The 19,874-nt window shown below is 64.5% G+C and carries 13 protein-coding genes; 7 read left to right on the top strand and 6 right to left on the bottom strand.

Annotated features, from left to right (window positions below):
- Positions 1-251: 251 nt before the first annotated feature.
- Both H7C86_RS13190 and H7C86_RS13185 read left to right on the top strand, forming a co-directional pair.
- Positions 252-827, top strand: a complete 576-nt coding sequence (locus H7C86_RS13190; RefSeq protein ID WP_021343221.1) for a hypothetical protein — start codon at positions 252-254, stop codon at positions 825-827.
- A complete protein-coding gene (locus tag H7C86_RS13185; protein WP_182261666.1) occupies positions 824-1,828 on the top strand; it encodes a TIGR03617 family F420-dependent LLM class oxidoreductase in 1,005 nt (334 codons plus the stop codon). The genes H7C86_RS13190 and H7C86_RS13185 overlap by 4 nt, the downstream gene beginning before the upstream one ends.
- Before the next feature lie 19 nt (positions 1,829-1,847).
- Here H7C86_RS13185 and H7C86_RS13180 read toward each other — a convergent pair whose 3' ends face one another.
- From H7C86_RS13180 to H7C86_RS13160, 5 genes are all read right to left on the bottom strand, one after another.
- Positions 1,848-2,492 carry an FMN-dependent NADH-azoreductase gene (locus H7C86_RS13180; RefSeq protein ID WP_019749381.1) on the bottom strand — a complete coding sequence of 215 codons (645 nt, stop codon included), beginning with the start codon at positions 2,490-2,492 and terminating at the stop codon, positions 1,848-1,850.
- Positions 2,493-2,515: 23 nt separating this feature from the next.
- Positions 2,516-4,099 carry an MFS transporter gene (locus tag H7C86_RS13175; protein ID WP_019749380.1) on the bottom strand — a complete coding sequence of 528 codons (1,584 nt, stop codon included), beginning with the start codon at positions 4,097-4,099 and terminating at the stop codon, positions 2,516-2,518.
- A gap of 104 nt (positions 4,100-4,203) precedes the next feature.
- Positions 4,204-5,688: a dynamin family protein gene (locus H7C86_RS13170; protein ID WP_182261665.1), complete on the bottom strand. Its 1,485-nt coding sequence runs from the start codon at positions 5,686-5,688 to the stop codon at positions 4,204-4,206.
- Entirely contained in the window at positions 5,685-7,553 is a 1,869-nt protein-coding gene (locus H7C86_RS13165; protein ID WP_019749378.1) for a dynamin family protein, read from the bottom strand. The genes H7C86_RS13170 and H7C86_RS13165 overlap by 4 nt, the downstream gene beginning before the upstream one ends.
- 123 nt (positions 7,554-7,676) lie before the next feature.
- The gene (locus H7C86_RS13160) at positions 7,677-9,962 is read right to left on the bottom strand and encodes an IniB N-terminal domain-containing protein (protein ID WP_182261664.1); all 2,286 of its coding nucleotides are present in this window, start codon (positions 9,960-9,962) and stop codon (positions 7,677-7,679) included.
- Positions 9,963-10,297: 335 nt separating this feature from the next.
- Between H7C86_RS13160 and H7C86_RS13155 the strand changes: the two genes are divergently transcribed.
- The 5 genes from H7C86_RS13155 (at position 10,298) to H7C86_RS13135 (ending at position 18,819) form a co-directional block, all read left to right on the top strand.
- Positions 10,298-12,025 carry an Hsp70 family protein gene (locus H7C86_RS13155; protein WP_182261663.1) on the top strand — a complete coding sequence of 576 codons (1,728 nt, stop codon included), beginning with the start codon at positions 10,298-10,300 and terminating at the stop codon, positions 12,023-12,025.
- Between the two features lie 14 nt (positions 12,026-12,039).
- Positions 12,040-14,475: a LuxR C-terminal-related transcriptional regulator gene (locus tag H7C86_RS13150; protein WP_134998301.1), complete on the top strand. Its 2,436-nt coding sequence runs from the start codon at positions 12,040-12,042 to the stop codon at positions 14,473-14,475.
- 111 nt (positions 14,476-14,586) lie between these two features.
- The gene (locus tag H7C86_RS13145) at positions 14,587-15,834 is read left to right on the top strand and encodes a hypothetical protein (protein WP_021343218.1); all 1,248 of its coding nucleotides are present in this window, start codon (positions 14,587-14,589) and stop codon (positions 15,832-15,834) included.
- Positions 15,835-15,943: 109 nt separating this feature from the next.
- Positions 15,944-17,284: a S1 family peptidase gene (locus tag H7C86_RS13140; RefSeq protein ID WP_020906592.1), complete on the top strand. Its 1,341-nt coding sequence runs from the start codon at positions 15,944-15,946 to the stop codon at positions 17,282-17,284.
- Between the two features lie 224 nt (positions 17,285-17,508).
- Entirely contained in the window at positions 17,509-18,819 is a 1,311-nt protein-coding gene (locus H7C86_RS13135; protein ID WP_029254718.1) for a S1 family peptidase, read from the top strand.
- 95 nt (positions 18,820-18,914) lie between these two features.
- On the opposite strand, the gene H7C86_RS13130 is transcribed toward H7C86_RS13135, so the two are convergent.
- Positions 18,915-19,565 carry an ammonium transporter gene (locus tag H7C86_RS13130; protein WP_182261662.1) on the bottom strand — a complete coding sequence of 217 codons (651 nt, stop codon included), beginning with the start codon at positions 19,563-19,565 and terminating at the stop codon, positions 18,915-18,917.
- Positions 19,566-19,874 lie beyond the last annotated feature (309 nt).

The raw sequence follows: 19,874 nt of genomic DNA, 5'->3' as shown, positions 1-19,874 counted from the left end.
CTTTCGTTCTGCGGTTCTCTGCCCGAGTGGTTGATCTCGAACATGACCGCGAGTTTTTCGCTTGGTGAGCGTCCTCCGCTCAAGTTTGCCTCCGACCGTGGCCGGGAGTCAACTTGAAGTTGAGCCGAGGGCGCTCAAGCTTGTCGAAATGGTCAACTACAGCCCACGTAGATTTGTTCCCGCCTTCCCCGAAAAGCCGAAAAAGTGCGCCACATCACTTCCGAATCTCTCCGAATGGCTACGATCGGCCGGTGACCGATCCCGACAATTCTCCCGTTCGACCTGCTCGACCGGCGCCGGCGCGCCCGGCACCCGAGCGACCCGACGTCTCGGTTCGGCCGCTCCGACCTGCAGCGAACGACGAGATACCCAAGGCCGTGACCTTGTCCACCTCTGCCTGGATCGGCTCGTTCGTCGTCCTGGCCGGTATCGCCGGAGTGGTAGTCACCAGCCTCGACGACGTCCGGTCAGCCCTCGAAGAATCGACTGCGCGCGACAATCCCGGATACTCGTCCACCGACATCTCCGATGCCGTCACGGTCGTCCTGGCCGGCAGTGGCGGCGGCGCTCTCGTCCTGATCCTGCTCGCACTCATGAGCCTTCAACTCCTCCGTGCCCGCAAGAACGCCGGGCGGGTGATGACGGCGATCGTCGGAGCCCTCAGCATCGCGGCCGGACTCGGCTTCATGTCTCTGGTCGACGGCGCCGCGGATATCGGCGCCGGAGTTCTGAGATGGGGTCCGATTCTCTACTGCGTCCTTGTAGCAGTGGCGGCGATCGCTCCGTTTGCTCCCGGTGTCAGCACCTGGCTGCGAGTACGCCGATGAAGGTTCACGTACAACTCGACTCCGCGCCGGGCGCGGGCGCTGCTCGCAGCCGTGGACTCGCGGACACCGGCGCCGGTGGCCTGTTCACCTTCGAGGGACCACACGACGTGTTCTTCCCGCTCGTCGAAGCGGCATCGGCCGTCGACCTCGACCTGATGACCAACGTCGCCATCGCATTCCCCCGCAGTCCCATGCATCTGGCGCATTCGGCCAACGACCTACAGTTGCTCAGTCGCGGCCACTTTCGCCTCGGTCTCGGATCGCAGATCAAACCACACATCGAAAAACGCTACAGCGCAACGTGGTCGCGTCCAGCGGCCCGCATGAAGGAGACGGTCGCAGCGGTCAAGGCGATCTTCACGGCGTGGGAGAACACCTCGACGCTGAACTTCCGCGGCGAGTTCTTCACCCACACTCTGATGCCCCCGACGTTCGATCCAGGCCCCAATCCCTATGGACCGCCGCCCATCCTGATGGGTGCGCTCGGACCGGTGATGACCCGGACGGCGGCGGAGGTGGCCGACGGACTCCTGGTCATGCCGTTCCACACGCAACGCCATTTCCTCGAACGAACACTTCCGGCCGTCGATGCCGGCCTCCGTGAATCCGGCCGCACCCGAGACGAATTCACGATCATCCCGCAGGTCATCGTCGGCGTCGGCCGCGGCGACGATCAACTTGCCGCGGCCGCCCGAGGCGTCAGAGCCCTGCTCTCGTTCTACGGTTCGACGCCCGCATACCGTCCGGTGCTCGACGTCGAAGGGTGGGGCGAGGTCCAACCGGAACTCAATGCCCTGTCGAAGCGAGGTGGTTACGCCGACATGGCATCACTGATCACCGATCCGATGCTGACCACACTCGCCGTCGTCGGCACCCCCGAAGAGTGTGCTGCCGAGATTCGGCGGCGGTTCGGCGAGCATGCCGACGAAGTGTGCTGCTACTTCCCGGGTTACGACGTAGAGCCGGCTGACGTGGCGTCGATGATCTCGCTTCTCACCTGAACCTGGTCGAACTTCCTGATCAGGCCCCCAAGGTACGGGCCAGCTCGGTCAACGACTCCCGGGCAGCACGCAGGCTCGCGTCACCCTGCTCGATCAGCGGTGCCATCGCCGGAATACGCTGCGCCAAAGTCAGTTCCGCGGTGATGACGGAGACATCCATTCCCATCGACACCCCGAGCACCTGAACGAGTGGCGGGACGGTGTGATCGTTGGCCTCGTTCCCCGAGCCCGGTGCATAGGTGTTCCCACGGCTGGACACGATCACCACGGGCTTACCTGCGAGCGGCTGAGTACGCGTGTCGAAAGGCACCGTAGTCCCCAGGACGTGCACGTAATCTATCCACGCCTTCAACGTGGACGGGATCGACCAGTTGTACATCGGCGCGCCGATCACGACTACGTCTGCAGCGGTAAGTTGCTCGATGACCCGAGCCTGTAGTGCTTCCGCGGCGGGATCCGGAATCTCTCCCTCGACCCGCAAACGTGGTGCATAGTGCAGAGCCGCGTCCGCGAGGTGCGGCAAGGGATCCCGGTGCAGGTCCACCGTCACCGTCGTGTGATCCGGACTGTTGTTCGACCACTGCTGAGCGAACAGGGCGGTGAGATCACGAGAGGTCGAGTTGTGGAGTTCGGCAGACGAATCGATGTGAAGTAGCTGTGGCATCCTTCATCAGTACCAGAGCGCGCTCAACTCTTCTCCGCGGCGAGATCGGATTCTGCCGCGTACTGCGCCAGCAGGACACGTTCGCGCTCGCGGCGCGGATAGAAGAACGTCACCACCGCGGCACCGGCACACACGATGATGATCGCCGCGATGTAGGCGTTTGTATCCCCGTCCAGGAAGGCGTTTTTGGCGGCGGTCATGATTTGGTCCGCGTATTGCGGGTAGCGTTCCGCGAGAACTTCGGCGCTGGAGAAAGATTTGGTGAGCGCGGCCTGAGTTTCGGGAGTCACCTCGGATGCGTTCGGCGAGGACGAGATCGCATTCCCCAACGATTTTGCGTACCCGGCCGTGAGTATTCCGCCGAGAATCGACTGCATGATGGCGCCGCCCAGGTCGCGTTGCAGGTCCGAGGTTCCCGACGCCATACCAGCGCGGTGCACGGGAACGGATCCGGTCAGCGAACGCGATGCCGGTGTGCCTGCCAGGCCGACCCCGATCCCGACAAGCGCATAGGCCAGCGCGACCTGCCAATACTGTGTGCTTTCGTTCCACAGGAAAAGCGCGACAAACAACCCGAGAACCACGAACAGGTAGCCGGAGAGCAGCGTGACGCGGGCGCCGTACCTTTCGATCATGGTCGCCGAGCGCGGCGCAACGATCACCATCGCCAGCGCAGCCGGAATGATGGCCGCACCGGCTGCCAGCGTCGAGTAGCCGAGGACGTTCTGCAGGAACTGCTGGCCGATGAACATCGCGCCCATGAGCGAACCGAACACGACCAACCCGCCCACCGCCGCGACCCAGAAGGTCGGGCGCGCAGCTACGTGAAGATCGAACAGCGGATTGACCGCGCGTCGCTGTTGCAGGAAGAACCCGATACCCGCGACGACCGCTATCGCCCCGAGCACCAGAGCCAACGTGCCCGAACCCTTCACCGGCGCAAAGTTGATGGACAGCACCAGCGCCCCGATGAAGACGATCGACACTATGCCTCCGAGGTGATCAACTCGCTCGGTCGTCTCGTTGACGTGCGCGGGCACCAACACCAGCGAACAGATCAGTGCCACGAGAGCCAACGGAAGGGTGACGAAGAAGACCGAACCCCAGTGAAACTGCTCGAGCAGCGCCCCCGAGACGATCGGACCGAGTGCTGAAATCGCGCCACCGATTGCGGACCACATGGCAATCGCCTTGGTCCGTGCCGGTCCGGCCCACAGCGCCGTGATGATCGCCAGCGTGGTCGGGAATGCAAGACCTGCCGAGACGCCTCCGACTATCCGAGCAAGGAACAGCACTTCGAAGTTCCCGGCGAATCCAGCCACGATCGACGCCGGAATAGACAGCGCCATGCCGGTGACCAGCAGCATCTTGCGGCCGTATCGGTCTCCCAACGCCCCAAGGTAGAGCACCGTTCCGGCCAGGCCCAACGAGTACCCGACCGCGATCAGGTTCAGTTGCGTCTGGCTGGCGTCGAAGGCCCGCCCGATGTCCGGCAGCGCGACATTCGCGACCGAGAGATTGAGATTCGCGACCGCAGCGACCAGGATGAGCGTCCCCAGGACGAGGGTGGCTCGATCCGGTGAAGCGGACTTGATGTCACTCGCCATGCGCGTGCTCCCATCGAGGTGGGACCCGAACCTGGGAGTTATGTCCGGGTCATCCCGAACTCAAGATAGAACCCTCTCCAAGCGCTCGCACAGTGAACGGGTCCCTATTCGGGCACAATTTCAGCCAAGACGCCCTCGGCGCTGCGGGCAGCAACCAGGCAGGCGCGGGAGGTGAACCTGTCGAAGAGCGGATGCCTGGACAACTCCCGCCATCGCCGGACAGCCGCGGTAGCCTGCGCACGCTGGACCTCCGGCGATTCTTCCGGTTCGCAGCCCAACCGGTCACTGGCCCGGATTCCGTAGCCACCGATCAGCCTTTGTAGTTGTGCCAGGTCGTCGGGTGGCAGATCTGTGTGTACCGAACGAAGTCGCCCGAGCAGGCGAAGTTCGTGGAAACCGTGAACATCGGCAAGCAACCGTTGTGCCTCCGCCGCGATCAGATCGCCTTCCTCACTCGGATCGGCTTCGAGGATTCGGCCCAACGTCACCAGCGCGGTGTGCGATTTCAGTTGATCCGCGCGCTGCCCGAACTGAACGTCGATCACCTGACGAAGGTCGTCCAGTCCGCTTCGCTCCAGCAATTCGGCTGCCAGAGACGGTGAATCAGTGGCCCCCAGCTTGATCGACGTCACGGCGAGGCGAATTCCGAAGAGCCCGAACCGATCGGCCAATTGCGCCCGCATCGCCGCGTCGACCGGGAGCGGACTGTCCTGCCTGGCAAAACGATCCGCGGAGAGCAGTGCAAGGCTCAGATCCTCGGATGGGACCTGCGCGAGCGCCGAGAAGGCAGCGAACTCACTCTGCCTCATCGTCCGTGCGGCGAGTGCCAGCAGACCTGCCACGGGAACCACCGACTGACACAGGCCGGTTCGCTCCAATTCCTCGGCAAATCGTGCCGCGACGTCCTTCGCCGAAGACAACGCATCGAGCCTGCCTGCGCCGACCTCGTCGGCACGCGAGAGAACACCGATCACTCCGAGCGGGCCGGATTCTCCGCCGACATGATCAGCGATCTTCCCGAGGAACTGCATGTCACTGGCGTTCAGGGCGCGCAGCAGGTAGACCACCGCGTCCGCGCCGGGCGCACCACCATCGGGAACCAGCATGTCCCAGGTTCGGGCCGAAACCTCGGTCGAGAGCGACGACGTACCTGGGGTGTCGATGATCGTCGTACGAGCCAATGCCGAAGACGGCCAGTCGACGTCGATGCGGTCCACCGAGTCTGCGGTGTACTCCCCCAGATCGAACGTGAGCCTGCCGTCGCGGCGCGTCACCGGCACGTTGAACTCGGCACCGTTCTCGGCCGTCGCAGTCACCTGGGGCGTTGTCCCGTTCCGATACCAGGTGACGACGCGCGTGCACTCCGTCGCGTCGGTAGGCGCTATATCCTGTCCGACAAGCGAATTGAGCAGCGTCGACTTCCCCGCCTTGAGGGAGCCGGCGAGCGCCACCCGGAGTGGCTCGCCGAGTCGGGCAGCGCATTCGTCCAACTGGGCTCGCGTCTGCGGCTGGTCCGCGTAGACCCGTCTGGCCTGGTCGATCAGAGCATGTGCCGACTCCACAGCGGTCACGGCGGTCGTGGCACTCATGCGTTGCTCACCTTTGCCGAAGCAGGAGCCGGAGTTTCGCCGATCAGCTTTCCGGCAACGGTGTCAAGCTCTGCGACGACGCGCATGTCGGTCTCCAGACGCTTGATACGAGCGGCGTGTTCGCTCGACTCCAACTGCGCAGCTTCCTGCGTGGCGCGGAGGGATTCGTTGATCGAGCGCAGCGCCTGCTCGGCGATGTCGGTGAAGTGATCCCGCAGGAGCCGCTGCACCAGGCGGAGGCGGTCCTTCGACTCCTTGCCCACCTGGAAGCTGACGTCGTCGGCGAACCGTCGGATAGCCGCTTTCGCCTCGGCCCGACGCTTGAGCACCTGTGCTTGTTTGTCTTCGCGATAAGCCTTGGTGCCCAGCAGAACCCCGGCTCCGATGGAGATCGGGTTGACCAGTGCCATGCCCATCATCGTGGTGATCAAGCCGAACATCAAGACGCCGCCGTACGAACCGCGCATGCCGACCAGGACCTTCTGAGTGATGCCGATACGGCCGGATTCGAGGTCCGACAACGCGCCAACCGGTTCCAGGAAACCGTCGGTGTCGGCGACGTCGAGATGCGGGAGCGCGACGTCGCCGGTCTCCGCGAAGTGCTGCGCCACAACTTCTGCCAACCATTGAGCTCGATCGTGAGCCCACACGAAGTTGTCACCGATAGCGGTGGCGATCTCCTGTTCGAGCCACTCCCCCACTACGTCCCAGTCCTTACCTGGATCGCCTTCGTCGACCGTCTCTTCGGCCTGGCGGGTGACCCGGCGCAACCGGTCCCGGAGGTCGTGATCGATGTCGGCGGCGAGGTCTGCAATGCCGTCGCCGAGGCTCTGTTGCCAGAGCGAGGTCTTCTTGTGCAGTTCCTCGGCCGCTGCCCGGGCACGCTGCAGGCCGGCGACCGCCGCTTGAGCGGTGGACGGATCCTTCAGCGCCGCAAGCTCACTGCCCATCTCCAACGTCAGATGTGCTGCCGAGGAACGCACGTCCATCGCAACTGCGCGTCGCGTGTTCGACTCGGCACGCGCAACCACGTTGTCCCGCAGGAACTGATAGAGGTCCAGAAATCCGGATTCCGCCTCGAGTTCCTTGTCCCCCAGCCTCAGTGCGTGCGACCGCAGTACCGAGGAGATCGGAATGAGCGGCAGGTCCAACCCGGCGCGCTGGAGATGTCCGCGATCGGCGTCGAGGATCTGTCGCCAGTGCGGGTACAGATCGGTCTTGCTGATCAGACCGGCCACCGCAGGACACAGATTGACGACCTGGCGGATGAATCCCAGCTCGGGTTCGGTGAACTCCTGACTGGAGTCCGACAGAACCAACACGGCATCGGCCGCAGTGATCAATCCCAATGTTCCTGCAGCATGCGGATTTCCATGACCACCGACACCGGGGGTGTCGATCAGAACCAAACCGTCGGCCAACAGCGGACTGGGAACACCCACTTCCACACGCAGAACTTCACGCCCTTCGGCGCGAGGCGTGGCCGGGGTGATCCCCATCAGTTCTTCGAGCGGGAGGGGCACCCGGATGGGCGCCGCACCCGGATCGGCGAGAATCAATTCGGCGACCGCGGTCTCCGCGTACTGCACGACCGTCGCCACGGCAGTGGTCTCGTCGTCACCGACCGAACACACGTCAATGCCGAGCAGAGAATTGACGAACTGGCTCTTGCCCTGTTTGAGGGGACCGACCACCACGATACGAATACGTGGATCATTGACTCTGACCTGAGCATTCTCGAGTCGGCGCACCAGATCCGTGCGCCCGAAATCCTTCGCCACGACGGCTGTTCGTTCGAGCAACGACGCCGTCGACGACGCGACGCGCGCCTTCCGACTGCTTACCTGACTCGCTGAATCACTCATGAGCTACGTTGACCCGCAATTCTTCCCGACTCGAATATCCGGCCCTGCGAACGCATAGCGCACGCAGGGCCGGATTTGTTACATCAGGTCATTTTGACCGATTTCAGTTCCTGCGTCAGCAGATCAGGGATGCAGGTGATCGACAACCGCAACCGGGTCGATGTGATCGACCGGCGCTGCAACCGAATCCTCGGCGAAGAGCGAGTGTCCGGTATCGGCGCTCAGTCCCGAATCGGAGCCCGCACCGAAAGCGTCGGTCGCATCGATCGACGACCACGGGTTCAGCGCACCGGTCAAGGAACTTGTCAGGTCGGACACGCCGCTGACTGCTCCACCGAGGGATCCACCCAGGTCAGCGACTCCGCCGCCGCCAACGGTACCGCCACCGTCGACGGTGCCACCGGCAGCCGCGGCTACGTCGGCACCGATCGAACCTGTCACGTCGGTGACTGCTCCGACAGCCCCGCCGAGCGATCCACCGAGATCGGTGACGCCGTTCAGTGCTCCGCCGAGCGACCCACCCAAACCAGCCGCAGCGTTCGTGGCGGCGTCGAGACCTGCTGTTGCGTCGAGACCTGCTGTTGCGTCCAGAGCACCGCCCACCGTTGCTCCGAGGTCGCCGGTCACACCGCCGAGGTTCAGGCCGTCTGCCGCGATGCTTCCGAGGTCGACGGAAGGCAGTTCAGCAGAGATCGGGCCAAGGTTCACTGCGCCGAGGTCGACGGAGGGCAGGTCGGCGCCGATCGAACCGGTGTCGATTCCGCCGAGGTTCAGTGCCGTGTCCAGCGCTCCACCGAGTGCGCCTTCGGCACCGAGAACGCTGTCGAGAGAGCCCCCCAGCCCGAGGCCGGCGCCCAGCGCACCGTCCAGCGCGCCGGTGAGGTCCGTGCCCACGGAACCGACAGCACCCAAGCCGCCTGCACCTGCGAGAGCGGTGTCGAGAGCCGCAGCCACACCGGCTGCCAAGCCTGCTTCGCCGCCCAGGCCGAGTGCACCACCGAGGTCGATTCCGGTAAGTCCGCCTGCGCCCAGCGCTGCGTCGAGTGCGCCGCCGAGACCGCCCGCCAGCCCGGCATCGACGCCGAGTGCCGAACCGAGGACACCTTCGAGGGCCGTCGACAGATTCGCACCGCCGCCCAGAGCCGCTGCGAGGTCTGCGCCGAGACCGCCTTCGAGGTCGAGTGCTCCCCCGAGCAGTCCACCGAGTGCGCCGCCCAGATCGGCGCCGACCGTTCCGCCGGCACCGAGGGCGCCGGAGAGTGCCGCGCTGAGCTGAGCGCCCAGGTCTGCACCGCCGCCGAGTACGGCGTCGAGGTCGAGTCCTCCGCCGAGGCCCAGTGCTGCGTCGAGTGCGCCGCCGAGTGCAGTTTCCAAGCCGCCGCCAACTCCGAGAGCTCCGCCGAGTGCGCCGCTCAGTGCAGCACCGAGATCGAGGCCGCCCGCGATATCGGTGAGAACGCTGACATCCGTGATCGCTCCGAGGACGCCGCCGAGTGATGCACCCAGATCGGCGCCGATCGTGCCGCCGGCTCCCAGGACACCGGAGAGCGCGCCGGACAACGCCGTGCTGAGGTCGCCGGTCAGAGCGCCGGCCAGATCGAGGCCGCCGCCCAGTGCAAGGGCGGATTCCAGTGCGCCGGTCAGGCTCGCGCCCAGTTCGCCGCCGATGTCGAGGAGACCGCTGAGGTCTGCTGCGCCGCCGAGGAGTCCACCGAGAGCCAGTCCGAGGTCGGCTCCGAGGTCGCCACCGATGGCAAAGACGGGTGCGAGGGCTCCGCTGAGCCCCGCCGTCAGGTCGAGTCCGCCGACCGCACCGATGGCGGCGTCGATGGCTGCGCCCAGTTCCGCGGTCAGACCGCCGGTCACTCCGAGGGCGCCGCCCAGAGCCGCGCTGAGCTGTGCGCCCAGATCGAGAGCTCCTTCGAGATCGAGTGCACCGCCGAGGCCCAGGCCGGCTTCGATGACGGCGCCGAAGGCTGCGCCGAGGTCGGCACTGATCTCGCCGCCGATGGCAAGCGCAGCGCTGAGGGCTGCTGCGAAGTCGCCGACCAGGTCGAACTGGCCGCCGAGGGCGCCTCCGACTTCGAGGCCTGCACCGGCACCGAGACCCAGGCTGCCGCCGAGGCCGCCACCCAGTCCACCGGTGAGACCACCACCGATTCCGAGACCGCCGCCGATGGCACCCGCAGCGGACGCGCCGGCGTTGACGATCGCGGACAGGTCGGCGCCGCCACCGGCAAAGAGTCCGGACTCGGCAACCAGCGGAGCGACCGCGACGATGTCGGCGGGGCTGACGTCGCACAGACCGGCAGCATTGAGTGCCGCGGTCGGGTTGGCGCAGTAGTTGGCAGCTGCCTCGTCGTCACGAAGTAGCCCGAGGATGAATTCGAGTACGGCGTTCGTTGCCATGGCGGGTTCTCCTGAAGTTCGTTGACCGGGTTGTTGCCGGTGGGTTGTTGCCGGTGATCCGGAAACTGGTGCGCTGCCAGAGGTAGCGAGTGGAATCAACGCTAAGAACTTTTGCGACTGGGGCCAACGGGGAGCACCCCCCTCTTCTGCGTGGACAGACGGGGAAGCCCCCTACGGGGTACGCCCGCTCGGAATAGGGGGATTTGCTCCGATTAGGGGATCGGTCCCCTACTTCGCCGCGACGCCTCCGATCCGGTAACGATCCAGGTCCTGAAACCGACATCGCAGACAACCGCGACAGTCCTTCTGTCGCCCACGACCAGGGGAGTTCGTTCATGGCGGCAGGGCTCGGCATCAGCATCGGTTCGGCCACTCTCGTAGCTGTCACCGACGGCTCGACCGGTGAAACGCAACAGGTCCGCTTACCCAGTGCGCTGCAATTGGACGACGGATCCGTCATCACCGGATTTGTCGAGCGCGTCGGAGACCCGATCCCGATACTTGCCGCCGACGGTACCGAGTACCGCGGCGAGTCTCTCGCAGCGACAGCGGTAGGCGCGCTCGTCGGCCAGGCTGGCCGCGAAGAAGGGCCAACTGTTGTCCTGGCTCATCCGGTGGGGTGGAACCGCCACACAGCACGCACCATGGAGTCCGCGCTGGACGACGCCGGGGTTCACGGGGCTACTCTCGTCGCCGAACCCGCGGCCGTCATGGCGTGGCTCGCCGCTTCCGGAAACGCTGCCAACGACGGTCTGACCGTCGTCTACGACCTCGGCGCTCGCTCGCTCGACGTCACGATGATGTCCACGACCGGCGGACGAAGCGAGATCTTCGGAAAGCCACTGCGCAGCGAGGACATCGGCGGCGACGAATTCGATCACCTCGTCACCGTGCACCTGCTCGATGCGGTTTCCGACCACTTCGCAGCCCTTGATCCCTTTGCTCCCGAGACGATTGCAGCGCTGGAAACTCTGCGCGAGCAAGCCCGCGCAGCCAAGGAGGAACTTTCCACCGAGACGGAAACCGTTGCTCGCGTGACGCTTCCCGGCGCCGTCAGCGACATTCGACTGGTTCGTTCCGAGCTCGAGGATCTGATCAGGCCCGCCCTCACCGAATCGGTGGCCTTGGTGCGCGAAAGCCTGCGATCTGCCGGCGTCGAGTCCAGTGATGTCAATCAGGTTGTTCTGGCCGGCGGAAGCTCGTCCATTCCCCTTGTCGCCGAACTACTGTCCGCGGAGCTTCGTGTTCCGGTGATCGCCGACGCCGATCCCGCGTCGTGCGCGGCGTCCGGCGCCGCGGCACTCGCCCTCGACGCCCGAGACTCGCAAGTGCCGGCCGCCGCCACTGCAGTGATTCCCGCCGAGCCGTCGCGCAAGCCCGCACCGGTTCCTGCCTTCTCCACTCCGTTGCTTGCCGAGCCGACAGAGGAAGAGAACACGGCGACTCGACGCTCGTCGAGGGTGGGCGTCGTTGCTGCGGTGGTAGGAGCGTTCATCGTGCTCGCCGCAGGCGGACTCGGAATCGGAACGGCCATGGACAAGATCAACGTTCCGTCCAGTTCGGCGGACACCACCAGTGAGTCCACCTCGTCCACCGCTTCGACCACGCCGGGCTCTACCCCCGGCAGCACCACGGCAGCCGAAGCAGCAGGCACCGGATCCACGACTGCGAACAACGTTACTCAGAACAATCAGCCCGGCTCTCCTGCTGCCGCAGGCGGTTCGACGACGGTACCAGGGGCAGTTCCGGTTGCCGGCGCACCAGCTGGATCTGCTCCCGCACCAGGTGAGACCGCCCAGTCGGCGCCTGCACCTGCCGCACCCGGCGCCCCGGCGCCCGCACCGACTCCCGCCCCGGCACCGGCACCAGCGCCCGCGCCCGGAGCAGGCGTCGGAACCGGTATCGGTGATGCTGCGACCGGCATCGGCAACGGTGTCGGCGGTTTGGTCAACGGCGTCGGGGACGGTGTCGGCGGCGTGGTCGGAGGTCTCGGTAACGTCGTCGGTGGTGTCGGAAACGTGGTCGGTGGTGTCGTCGGCGGCGTCACCGCGCCGATCCGCTGACCGGCGGGCTTTCGATGAACCGTGACAGCGGCACCGAATCGTCTTACATTGCAGGACTTTTGCGCGGCATCGACCTGACTGCATCGCCACTGCGCCTGTTCGTCACCGGGACCGACGCCAGCGCTCGGCCCCAAGTGACGAGGGCGGTGCGCAAGAGGATCGAATCTGGTGACAGACCAGTGGTCACCGTCGTCACGCATGACGCCCCGGCCGATGCGATTGTGGTGATCGCAGACGCACAGGCTCTGACCTCCGATGAAATCCGTGCCCTGAACGAACTGGTTCAACGTGACGACCTCGGAGTTGTCATCGCCTCCGATCGGATCGATCCTCCACTCGCACCGATCTACTCGAACATCTCGAGTTTCGGTACCGTCCTACATCTGAACCCGTTGAACCGGTCAGATATTCGGAAGATCGCCGCGGAGCGAAGAGTTCCGCTCGACGATCGTGCCGTGCTGACGCTCGAGCATCTGGCCGGTGGTTCCTTCGGGGCCGTCGAAGCGTATTTCGCCGCCGCCTCGGCGGGCCGCCCGGAAATGGCGACAGCCGTACGCACACACATCCTCCATCAGGTCACCGCTCTGCATCCGATCGAGCGTGAGATCATCGAGGTTTCATTCGCCGTCCCGGACATCGACGCTTTCGAGCTCGATCTGGGACAGGAGAAGTTCAGTCTCACAGCGGCATTCGACCGAGCACTGGCCACCGGACTGTTCGGTTCGCGATCACCTCTCGTCGCGAGCGTTGTGGCAGAGTCGACCAGCACAGGACGTATCCGCAGCGAGCTGATCAGAATCGTCGAATCACGAGCGAACGCGAGAACCCTCGATATCGATACAGCACGAAGACTTTTCGACTCCGGCATCCGCCACCGCGATCTCACGGCTGTACTACGAGACGCAGTCGACGCGAGCACGCCGACGGTCGCGGCAGATCTTTTTCGTCGTGTGAATTCGATCGAGCCTCTCGGCGTGGCGGACACGCTGCTGTACGCCCAGGTTTCGGCTCGGAGTGGTGACCTCGACACTGCCTGCCGCCTGGCCGATTCCGTCATCGCCGAACCCGATCTCGACAACGCGAGACTGGCTGCGGCGGTGCGAATCCGCGCAGCTTCGTCCGCAGCATGCGGCCAACTCCGCGCCGCCGCAGATCTCTACACCTGGCTCGGGCCAGGGCGCACCGAAACCGAATCCCCCTTCGCCGCAATCACCTTCCTCGGCATCGGCAACGTCGATGACGCGAACGCGGCGCTCACCGGGCACACAGGATCACCGTCGAGCTCCACTGTCGGCGCTGCCACACTGGCCAATGGACTGATGCAATCAGTCACGGGGAGTGCACCGAGTGCGCTCAACACGATGTCGCGCGCACTTTCGCTCCCCGGCGGCTCCGGCACATCTGAATTCCAGCCTGATTCCGCCCCGGCGCTGGTAGCTCTTGCACTCCTGCACAACGGCGCCCATGAACGGGCCGCCGCTGTCGTCGCGGCCGCGATCGCCGCCGACGACGCAAGCAGTCACACGTGGGCGCGGCTTCACCTTCTCGACGCGTGGATCGCGATGACCCGTGGGCACGACACTGCTGTCGAAGATCTACCGGAGGAGGTAGTCCGCGGCCCCCTCCGTGAGCGTGACGCACTGTTTCTGCATGCCATGATCGTGGGTCTCGCTCGACGCTCCGGCGATCTCGCCCAGCTGCGGCGAGCCTGGTCGGGCGCAGCCGGCACCCTCTCGTCCTGCAGCGTGGATCTCTTCAATTTGCTTCCCATCGGCGAACTGTGGCTTGCGGCAGTACGACTCGACGAGGCCGAGCAGGTCGAGCATCTGGTCGACGACGCACGCACGCTCCTCCGAGCACTCGGCGAGCCTCCGCTGTGGTCGTCGCCGCTGCATTGGTACGGCGTCCAGGCGTCGATCCTCTCGCAGTCACCGGCCGATCTCCTTCCACACGCCCATACACTCGCGGAATCAGCCAAAACCCACACTTACGCAGCCGGTTTGGCGACCGCCGGACGCCAATGGCTCCTACTCATGCAGGGCAGCGTCGACGCAGACGACGTGGAAGCTGCAGCGCGAACACTCAACCGCATCGGGCTGCCCTGGGACGCGGCCCGCTTGGCGGGCGAAGCAGCATTGCGCACACCGGACACCAAATCGGCCACCGCATTGCTCCACGTTGCGCGCTCGCTACGCACAACGTCGACGGCCGAGACGAATGCAACCGATTCGACCGACAGCGCGGCACCACCGTCGGTACTGACCGAGCGCGAACAAGAAGTTGCCGAACTCGTCGTCGTCGGCCTGACCTATCGGGAAATCGGCGAACGCCTCTACATCTCCGCTAAAACCGTCGAGCACCATGTCGCACGCATCAAGCGGCGCGTCGGGGCGCAGTCTCGTTCGGAACTGCTCACCATCCTTCGCAGCATGACACCGCCGAACAAATAGTTAGCTGCATATTGTCCGGAGGGTTGCGTATATCCGTTTAAGTGATAGTTTTCACAGGAATCAGGACATGCATGCCGAGCAAAGTTCGGTAACTGTGAAACGGGGATCGCTATGAAGTGGGGAGTCGAACTCGCCGTCGGCAATAAACGAAGCATTGCTGCGATCGCGAAGCCCGACTCGGAACCAGTGATCCTCGAACGCGAATCGGTGCTGCACCACGCTCCTGACGGCACCGTGCAGCTAGGTGAAACCGCGTTGGGGTCAACCGGCTTGCGCGGGTTCCTCGACAGGGTCGGAACTGACGATACCGACAACTTCTCCGAGCACATGACGCGAGGAGAGGAACTCGTAGCAACAGCAATGTATTGCCTGGTCAAGGAGGTCCGAACACTCACTGATCAGAACCTGAACATCTCTGCGGTGATCCCGGCAGGTTGGTCGAACGATTCCGTCGACGCACTGCGCGGCGCACTCGACAGCATGGATCTCGACGGCGTCGAACTGATTCCGGAAGAGAAGGCCTCCGCGGCGTGGCTCGCGGATCCGGATGCCGACGACAGTGCAGCCCGCGGAGCCGCAGCGTTGGCCGCGCCTTACTCGATCACCTCTACCTGTTCCGAACCCGAGCCAACCGATCTTGCCGAGCCAGAGGACACCCTCGAGGAGTTTCCGCCGTTCGTCCTGATCGAACCGGAGCCGGAATCCGGCGTGGAAGTACCGGGCACGAAAGCACCGAGCGTCGACGGTTGGCTGAATCGTCAGTGGCGGTCGGAGCGCCGACCGATCATCGCCGCAGCCGCCGCCGCAGTCTTTCTGACGGTGTCGGGGTGCGCGGCCGCGGTCATCATCGGACACACTCCGACCATTTCAGCGCCCGGGATTCTCGACGCACAATCTCCCCTGCCCACCGGCACCACGCCCGCCACTGCGGCGAGTCAGCCCGGCACGGTTTCGCACTCAGCGACCTCGCTCCCGTCGGAAGTACCCGCTCTCGGCGCGCAGCCGACGGCGCAGTCGTGGTCATCCGACGCGGAATCGACCTCATCCGAATCCCAGCCCATCCCGGCGAGTCCGGGCACCGGTACCGAGAAATCCACTACGGCGAACGTCCCCGCGCAACAGGGATCGCCGATCACCATCCAGCTCGACCCCCTTCGGATCGAGAACCTGCCGCCGGTCGTCGGACCGCTGAATCCGGTCGATCCGGCTACCCCGGACACTCCCGCCGTGACCGACCCCACTGATACACAGACAACGCCGACGCAGCCCTCCAACCCGACCGACACAACCGATCCGGTGGTGCCGAATCCCGACATGCCCGTCATGCCATTGGCCCCGAGACCCGGAATGCCAAGTTAGACAGAAAGATTGAACAGCCAGACAGGAGGCGCATATTCCTCGTCGAAACTTTTCCCCTATGGTGGGTGCGGTACCTACCGGCTCGGTGCCGGGGACTTGAAGGGATTTCATGCGTAACTCGTTGGCGATCCGCACCGCTGTGGTCGGCGCCTCGGCACTACTGCTCGCAGCTCCATTCACCACGACGGCATCGGCAGAGCCCGCCTCCGACACGCATGTCGAACAGCTCGAAGCCGACCAGCTTCCGGCTGAGCTGGTCGAGGCGATCACACGCGATCTGAAGATCTCCCCACAGGAGTATCTCGACCGCGCTGCCAAAGCTCAGGAACTCGGCGCGTACGCCCAGGAATTCAAGTCCGAGCGCCCCGGCGACTACGCCGGATCGTGGATGGGACTCGACGGTCAACCCGTCGTAGCCGTCACCACCACCGAAGCTGCTCGAATCGCGGCCGACGACGGATACCGCACCCACGTCGCCCCCGTCTCCGCCGACACCCTCGAGAAGACGCTGGCCGACGTCAACGGATGGATCGCCGGGCTTCCCAAGGAAATATCACGCGCAGTCAATTCGGCGACTATCGACGTCTTGAACAACCAGGTCGTCATCGACGTTGCGAACAGCCCCGTCGGGCAGGCACTCAATCTTCCGACCCTGCTCGAGAACACCAAGATCGTTCTCAGCCCGGACGGTGGCGGATCGGTTGATCCCGGAGCGCTCGGCGGCGACACCTACATCACGTCGACAGGTCCCATTCGCGAGACGCCGACCGAGAACATCTCGGTCTGCTCGTTCGGGTTCAACGCCGTCGACGATCAGAACAATGCACTCAATATCAGTGCCGGACACTGCAATCCGGCCGAGGGCTCGAAGTCGCCGGTCTACCTGCCGAATCACGCGAACGTCGACGACAGTCAGTTGATCGGCGCCTTCTCACAGTCTTCCGTCGGCAACAACGCCGGTGATCTCGATTACTCGGTCATCAAGTTCGACCAGTCGGGCATCGACGCGGGCCTCGACCGCGCTGCCGTCCGCGGTGCCAACGGGACCACCCTCGCGATCACCGGAACAGCACGTCCCGTGATCGGCGCTCCCATCTGCAAGTCGGGTCAGACGTCGTCCTTCACCTGTGGCGTCGTGGCAGCCGATCGCGTCGAAACACAACTGGTCATGGCTGACGGCGATTCACGAACCGTCCGCGGGTTCGCTGGTACCGCGTGCACCCTCGCCGGGGACAGTGGCGGCGCCATCGTCTCCGGAACCCTGGCGCTGGGCATCACCAGCGGTTCCAACAGCAGCGGCGCACCCAGTTGCAACGAAGCGAACCTGGTACTCGCGACCTCCGGTGGAACCTCGAATCTGGGTATCCCGGTCGGAGACATCCTCGACGCTGCAGATCGTGCATCCGGTGGCGGTATCGGTTCCGGAATCCGCGTTCGCACTGCGGGTTGACCAACGCCTGATTCACAGCACTGTGCCCGCCGATCTGTTCTGATCGGCGGGCACAGTGCTGTTGTCGGTCGGGGTCAGCGCTGTTTGCTCATGTAACGGGTGGGAATAGCGCGTTCGAACCCATATAGTCATGGTCGACTGTGATCGGCTCACCACAAGTCCGTGAGCCGTATCCGTGTGCTCCCAGGGGGGTGGTACGCGGTCAACGAAGTGGAAAGGCCCACATGCGAAGCTCCATCGCACGTCGCGCCGCAGTGTTCGGTTCGGCCGCGCTGCTGCTCCTCGGACCGATTACCGCGGTCGCGAACGCAGAACCGAATGAATCCGGGGTATCCGATCAGGCAGCCCATCTGCCCGTCGAACTCGCCGAAGCCCTACAGCACGACTTGGCGCTGACGCCCGACCAGTTCGTCTCGCGTTCCGAACTCGCGCAGAAGCTCGCAGAGTTCGCCGCCATCGCGCGCGTCCAGTTTCCCGACTCTTTTGCCGGCGTGTGGCTCGACGATCTCGGCAAGGGCATCGTCGCTCTCGCTGACGGTCGCGACAAGGATGCTGCCCGCGAGGCCGCCGAGAAGGCCGGCTTCGAGGTCAAGGACGTCGCGCAGAGCGAGCAGGCTCTGCAAGGTCAACTCTCGGCACTCAACACCTGGCTCGATTCGCAGCCTGCCGAGGTCGCAGACCTCGTGCGTGGCATCGCCGTCGACGTGGTCGGCAACGGAGTCGCCCTCACCGCCGATCCTGCTGCCGGCATCGAATTGCCTGAGTTCCTGAAGCGGACCGTCGTCCACACCGCTGCTCCGCTACTGGTTCCCCCGATCGTCGCGGACCTCATTCCCGCAACCGGATCCGCAACCGGCGACGCTGCACTGGGCGGAGACGCCTTCGGCGCAACCTCCGGTAACACCGGACTGCGTTGTTCATTCGGCTTCAACGGCACCGACGGTTCAGGACGCACGGTCAACATCAGCGCCGGTCACTGCGATCCCAACCGTGCCGCTGCCGGCACCTCGAACTCCAGCCAGGTCTTCCCGATGGTGAACAACCAGACCGGGCCCCGCGTCGGATACTTCGCCAAGAGCAGCTTCGACGGGCGTGACTACTCGATCATCAACATCGACGACAACGCGAAGTACCGCTTCGAGAACAACAGCGTGCGGGTCCCGTTCAACCGTTCGGTCAATATCACCGGTACCGCCGATCCCATTGTGGGCGCCCCGGTCTGCAAGGCGGGATCGACCACCGGCTTCAGCTGCGGCGTCGTCACCGGGGTCAACCGCGTCGCCAAGGTCTTGGATCACACCCTCGACAACGGCTTCACCACCAACATCTGCGTCCTGCAGGGTGACAGCGGTGGCCCCATCGTCTCCGGAACGTTGGCAGTGGGCATCACGAGTGCGTCCAACGTCGCCACCTCTCCCCTTTGCGAGATCGCTCAGGCCGAGACGTTGTTCGGACAAGAAGCACCGACGCAGTACGCGACGCCGATCAACGACATCCTCGCCGCCAATCCAGGCCTGAAGGTTCGCGACTACTGATCGCACGCATTCCCCGAGACAGCAAAACGGGCGCCACACCTTTCGAAGGTGTGGCGCCCGTTTCGGCGTTCGTGACGTCTAACCGGTAGAGCTGCTTACTGGAAGAGAGTTGTTCCGGCCGGAGCGTTCAGGACCTTGATCAGGTCCATGCCCGCGACGATTGCGGTTCCGCCGCCGGCGAGGATGGTACCGGCGACTCCACCGATACCGGCACCGGTGACCATGCCGGGGAGGCAGCCGATAACCAGGCCGGGCAGACCCACGATGCAACCGATGACTGCTCCGACGATCGTGCCGGTGAGGCTACCGATCTGCGTGGCAAGCCCGAGCTGTGACTGGAACTTCTCGATTGCCTTCTGATCCTCGTCAGGCGAAGCAACCGGGGTGAACTCGGCAGCGACCGGCTTCGGCTTGGAGCTGGCCGGGTCCAGGTTCGGCTTGAGGGTGAGGGTCTTGCCGTCCTCACTGATGGTCTCGTCGAACGGGAACTGAACGTCCCCGAGGTTGAACGCGAGCGGCAGGCTCACGAGAGTTGCGCCCTGGCTGTTCTGCAAGTCGACGTATGTGCCGTCACCCGATACCCGGAATGCCCCGGCATCGATGGTGGTGACAACAGCCTGGTCGACGACCTCGGCGGTGTACGAAACGTCGGGTGACGTCTCCGGAGCTGCGTAAGAAGTACCTGCAGCGATGCCCGTAGCGGCAATGGTCATCGCTGCGATGGCCGCAGCTTTACGAATGAACATTTTTGATCCTCCCCGGGAGCGAGCGGGCGCAAGTCGATGACTCACACCACCCGTTTCCCCTGTGCGTGACGGGCGTAACGATAACAGCCGGTCGGTTGTCCTCACCTGCCCGGAAACCGAGTTAGGGCTGCCTGACAGAAAGGAGCCCGACGGCCACCGCCTAACGTGACGACCAGACATGTCTGCGTTTGACCAAGCCCGTCCGACGCAGAAGATTGATCTCTCCAGGCCACGAGCGGTTACCAGTCGGTATCTACAGGCTGGTAATGCTAGTTACTGGCGGGTAACATAACGCAGGTTAGTATCAGT

Origin of the sequence: Rhodococcus sp. UFZ-B548 (assembly GCF_903819475.1) — a bacterium.
Lineage (GTDB): Bacteria > Actinomycetota > Actinomycetes > Mycobacteriales > Mycobacteriaceae > Rhodococcus_F > Rhodococcus_F erythropolis.
Note: the sequence above shows the minus strand (reverse complement) of the source record. Positions and strands in the feature narration are given on the sequence as shown.

Bases quoted from the DNA above. Each gene is read 5' to 3' on its own strand.
- H7C86_RS13185 (WP_182261666.1), top strand. From the start codon at position 824: ATGAAGGTTCACGTACAACTCGACTCCGCGCCGGGCGCGGGCGCTGCT.
- H7C86_RS13180 (WP_019749381.1), bottom strand. From the start codon at position 2,492: ATGCCACAGCTACTTCACATCGATTCGTCTGCCGAACTCCACAACTCG.
- H7C86_RS13175 (WP_019749380.1), bottom strand. From the start codon at position 4,099: ATGGCGAGTGACATCAAGTCCGCTTCACCGGATCGAGCCACCCTCGTC.
- H7C86_RS13170 (WP_182261665.1), bottom strand. From the start codon at position 5,688: ATGAGTGCCACGACCGCCGTGACCGCTGTGGAGTCGGCACATGCTCTG.
- H7C86_RS13165 (WP_019749378.1), bottom strand. From the start codon at position 7,553: ATGAGTGATTCAGCGAGTCAGGTAAGCAGTCGGAAGGCGCGCGTCGCG.
- H7C86_RS13160 (WP_182261664.1), bottom strand. From the start codon at position 9,962: ATGGCAACGAACGCCGTACTCGAATTCATCCTCGGGCTACTTCGTGAC.
- H7C86_RS13155 (WP_182261663.1), top strand. From the start codon at position 10,298: ATGGCGGCAGGGCTCGGCATCAGCATCGGTTCGGCCACTCTCGTAGCT.
- H7C86_RS13150 (WP_134998301.1), top strand. From the start codon at position 12,040: ATGAACCGTGACAGCGGCACCGAATCGTCTTACATTGCAGGACTTTTG.
- H7C86_RS13145 (WP_021343218.1), top strand. From the start codon at position 14,587: ATGAAGTGGGGAGTCGAACTCGCCGTCGGCAATAAACGAAGCATTGCT.
- H7C86_RS13140 (WP_020906592.1), top strand. From the start codon at position 15,944: ATGCGTAACTCGTTGGCGATCCGCACCGCTGTGGTCGGCGCCTCGGCA.
- H7C86_RS13135 (WP_029254718.1), top strand. From the start codon at position 17,509: ATGCGAAGCTCCATCGCACGTCGCGCCGCAGTGTTCGGTTCGGCCGCG.
- H7C86_RS13130 (WP_182261662.1), bottom strand. From the start codon at position 19,565: ATGTTCATTCGTAAAGCTGCGGCCATCGCAGCGATGACCATTGCCGCT.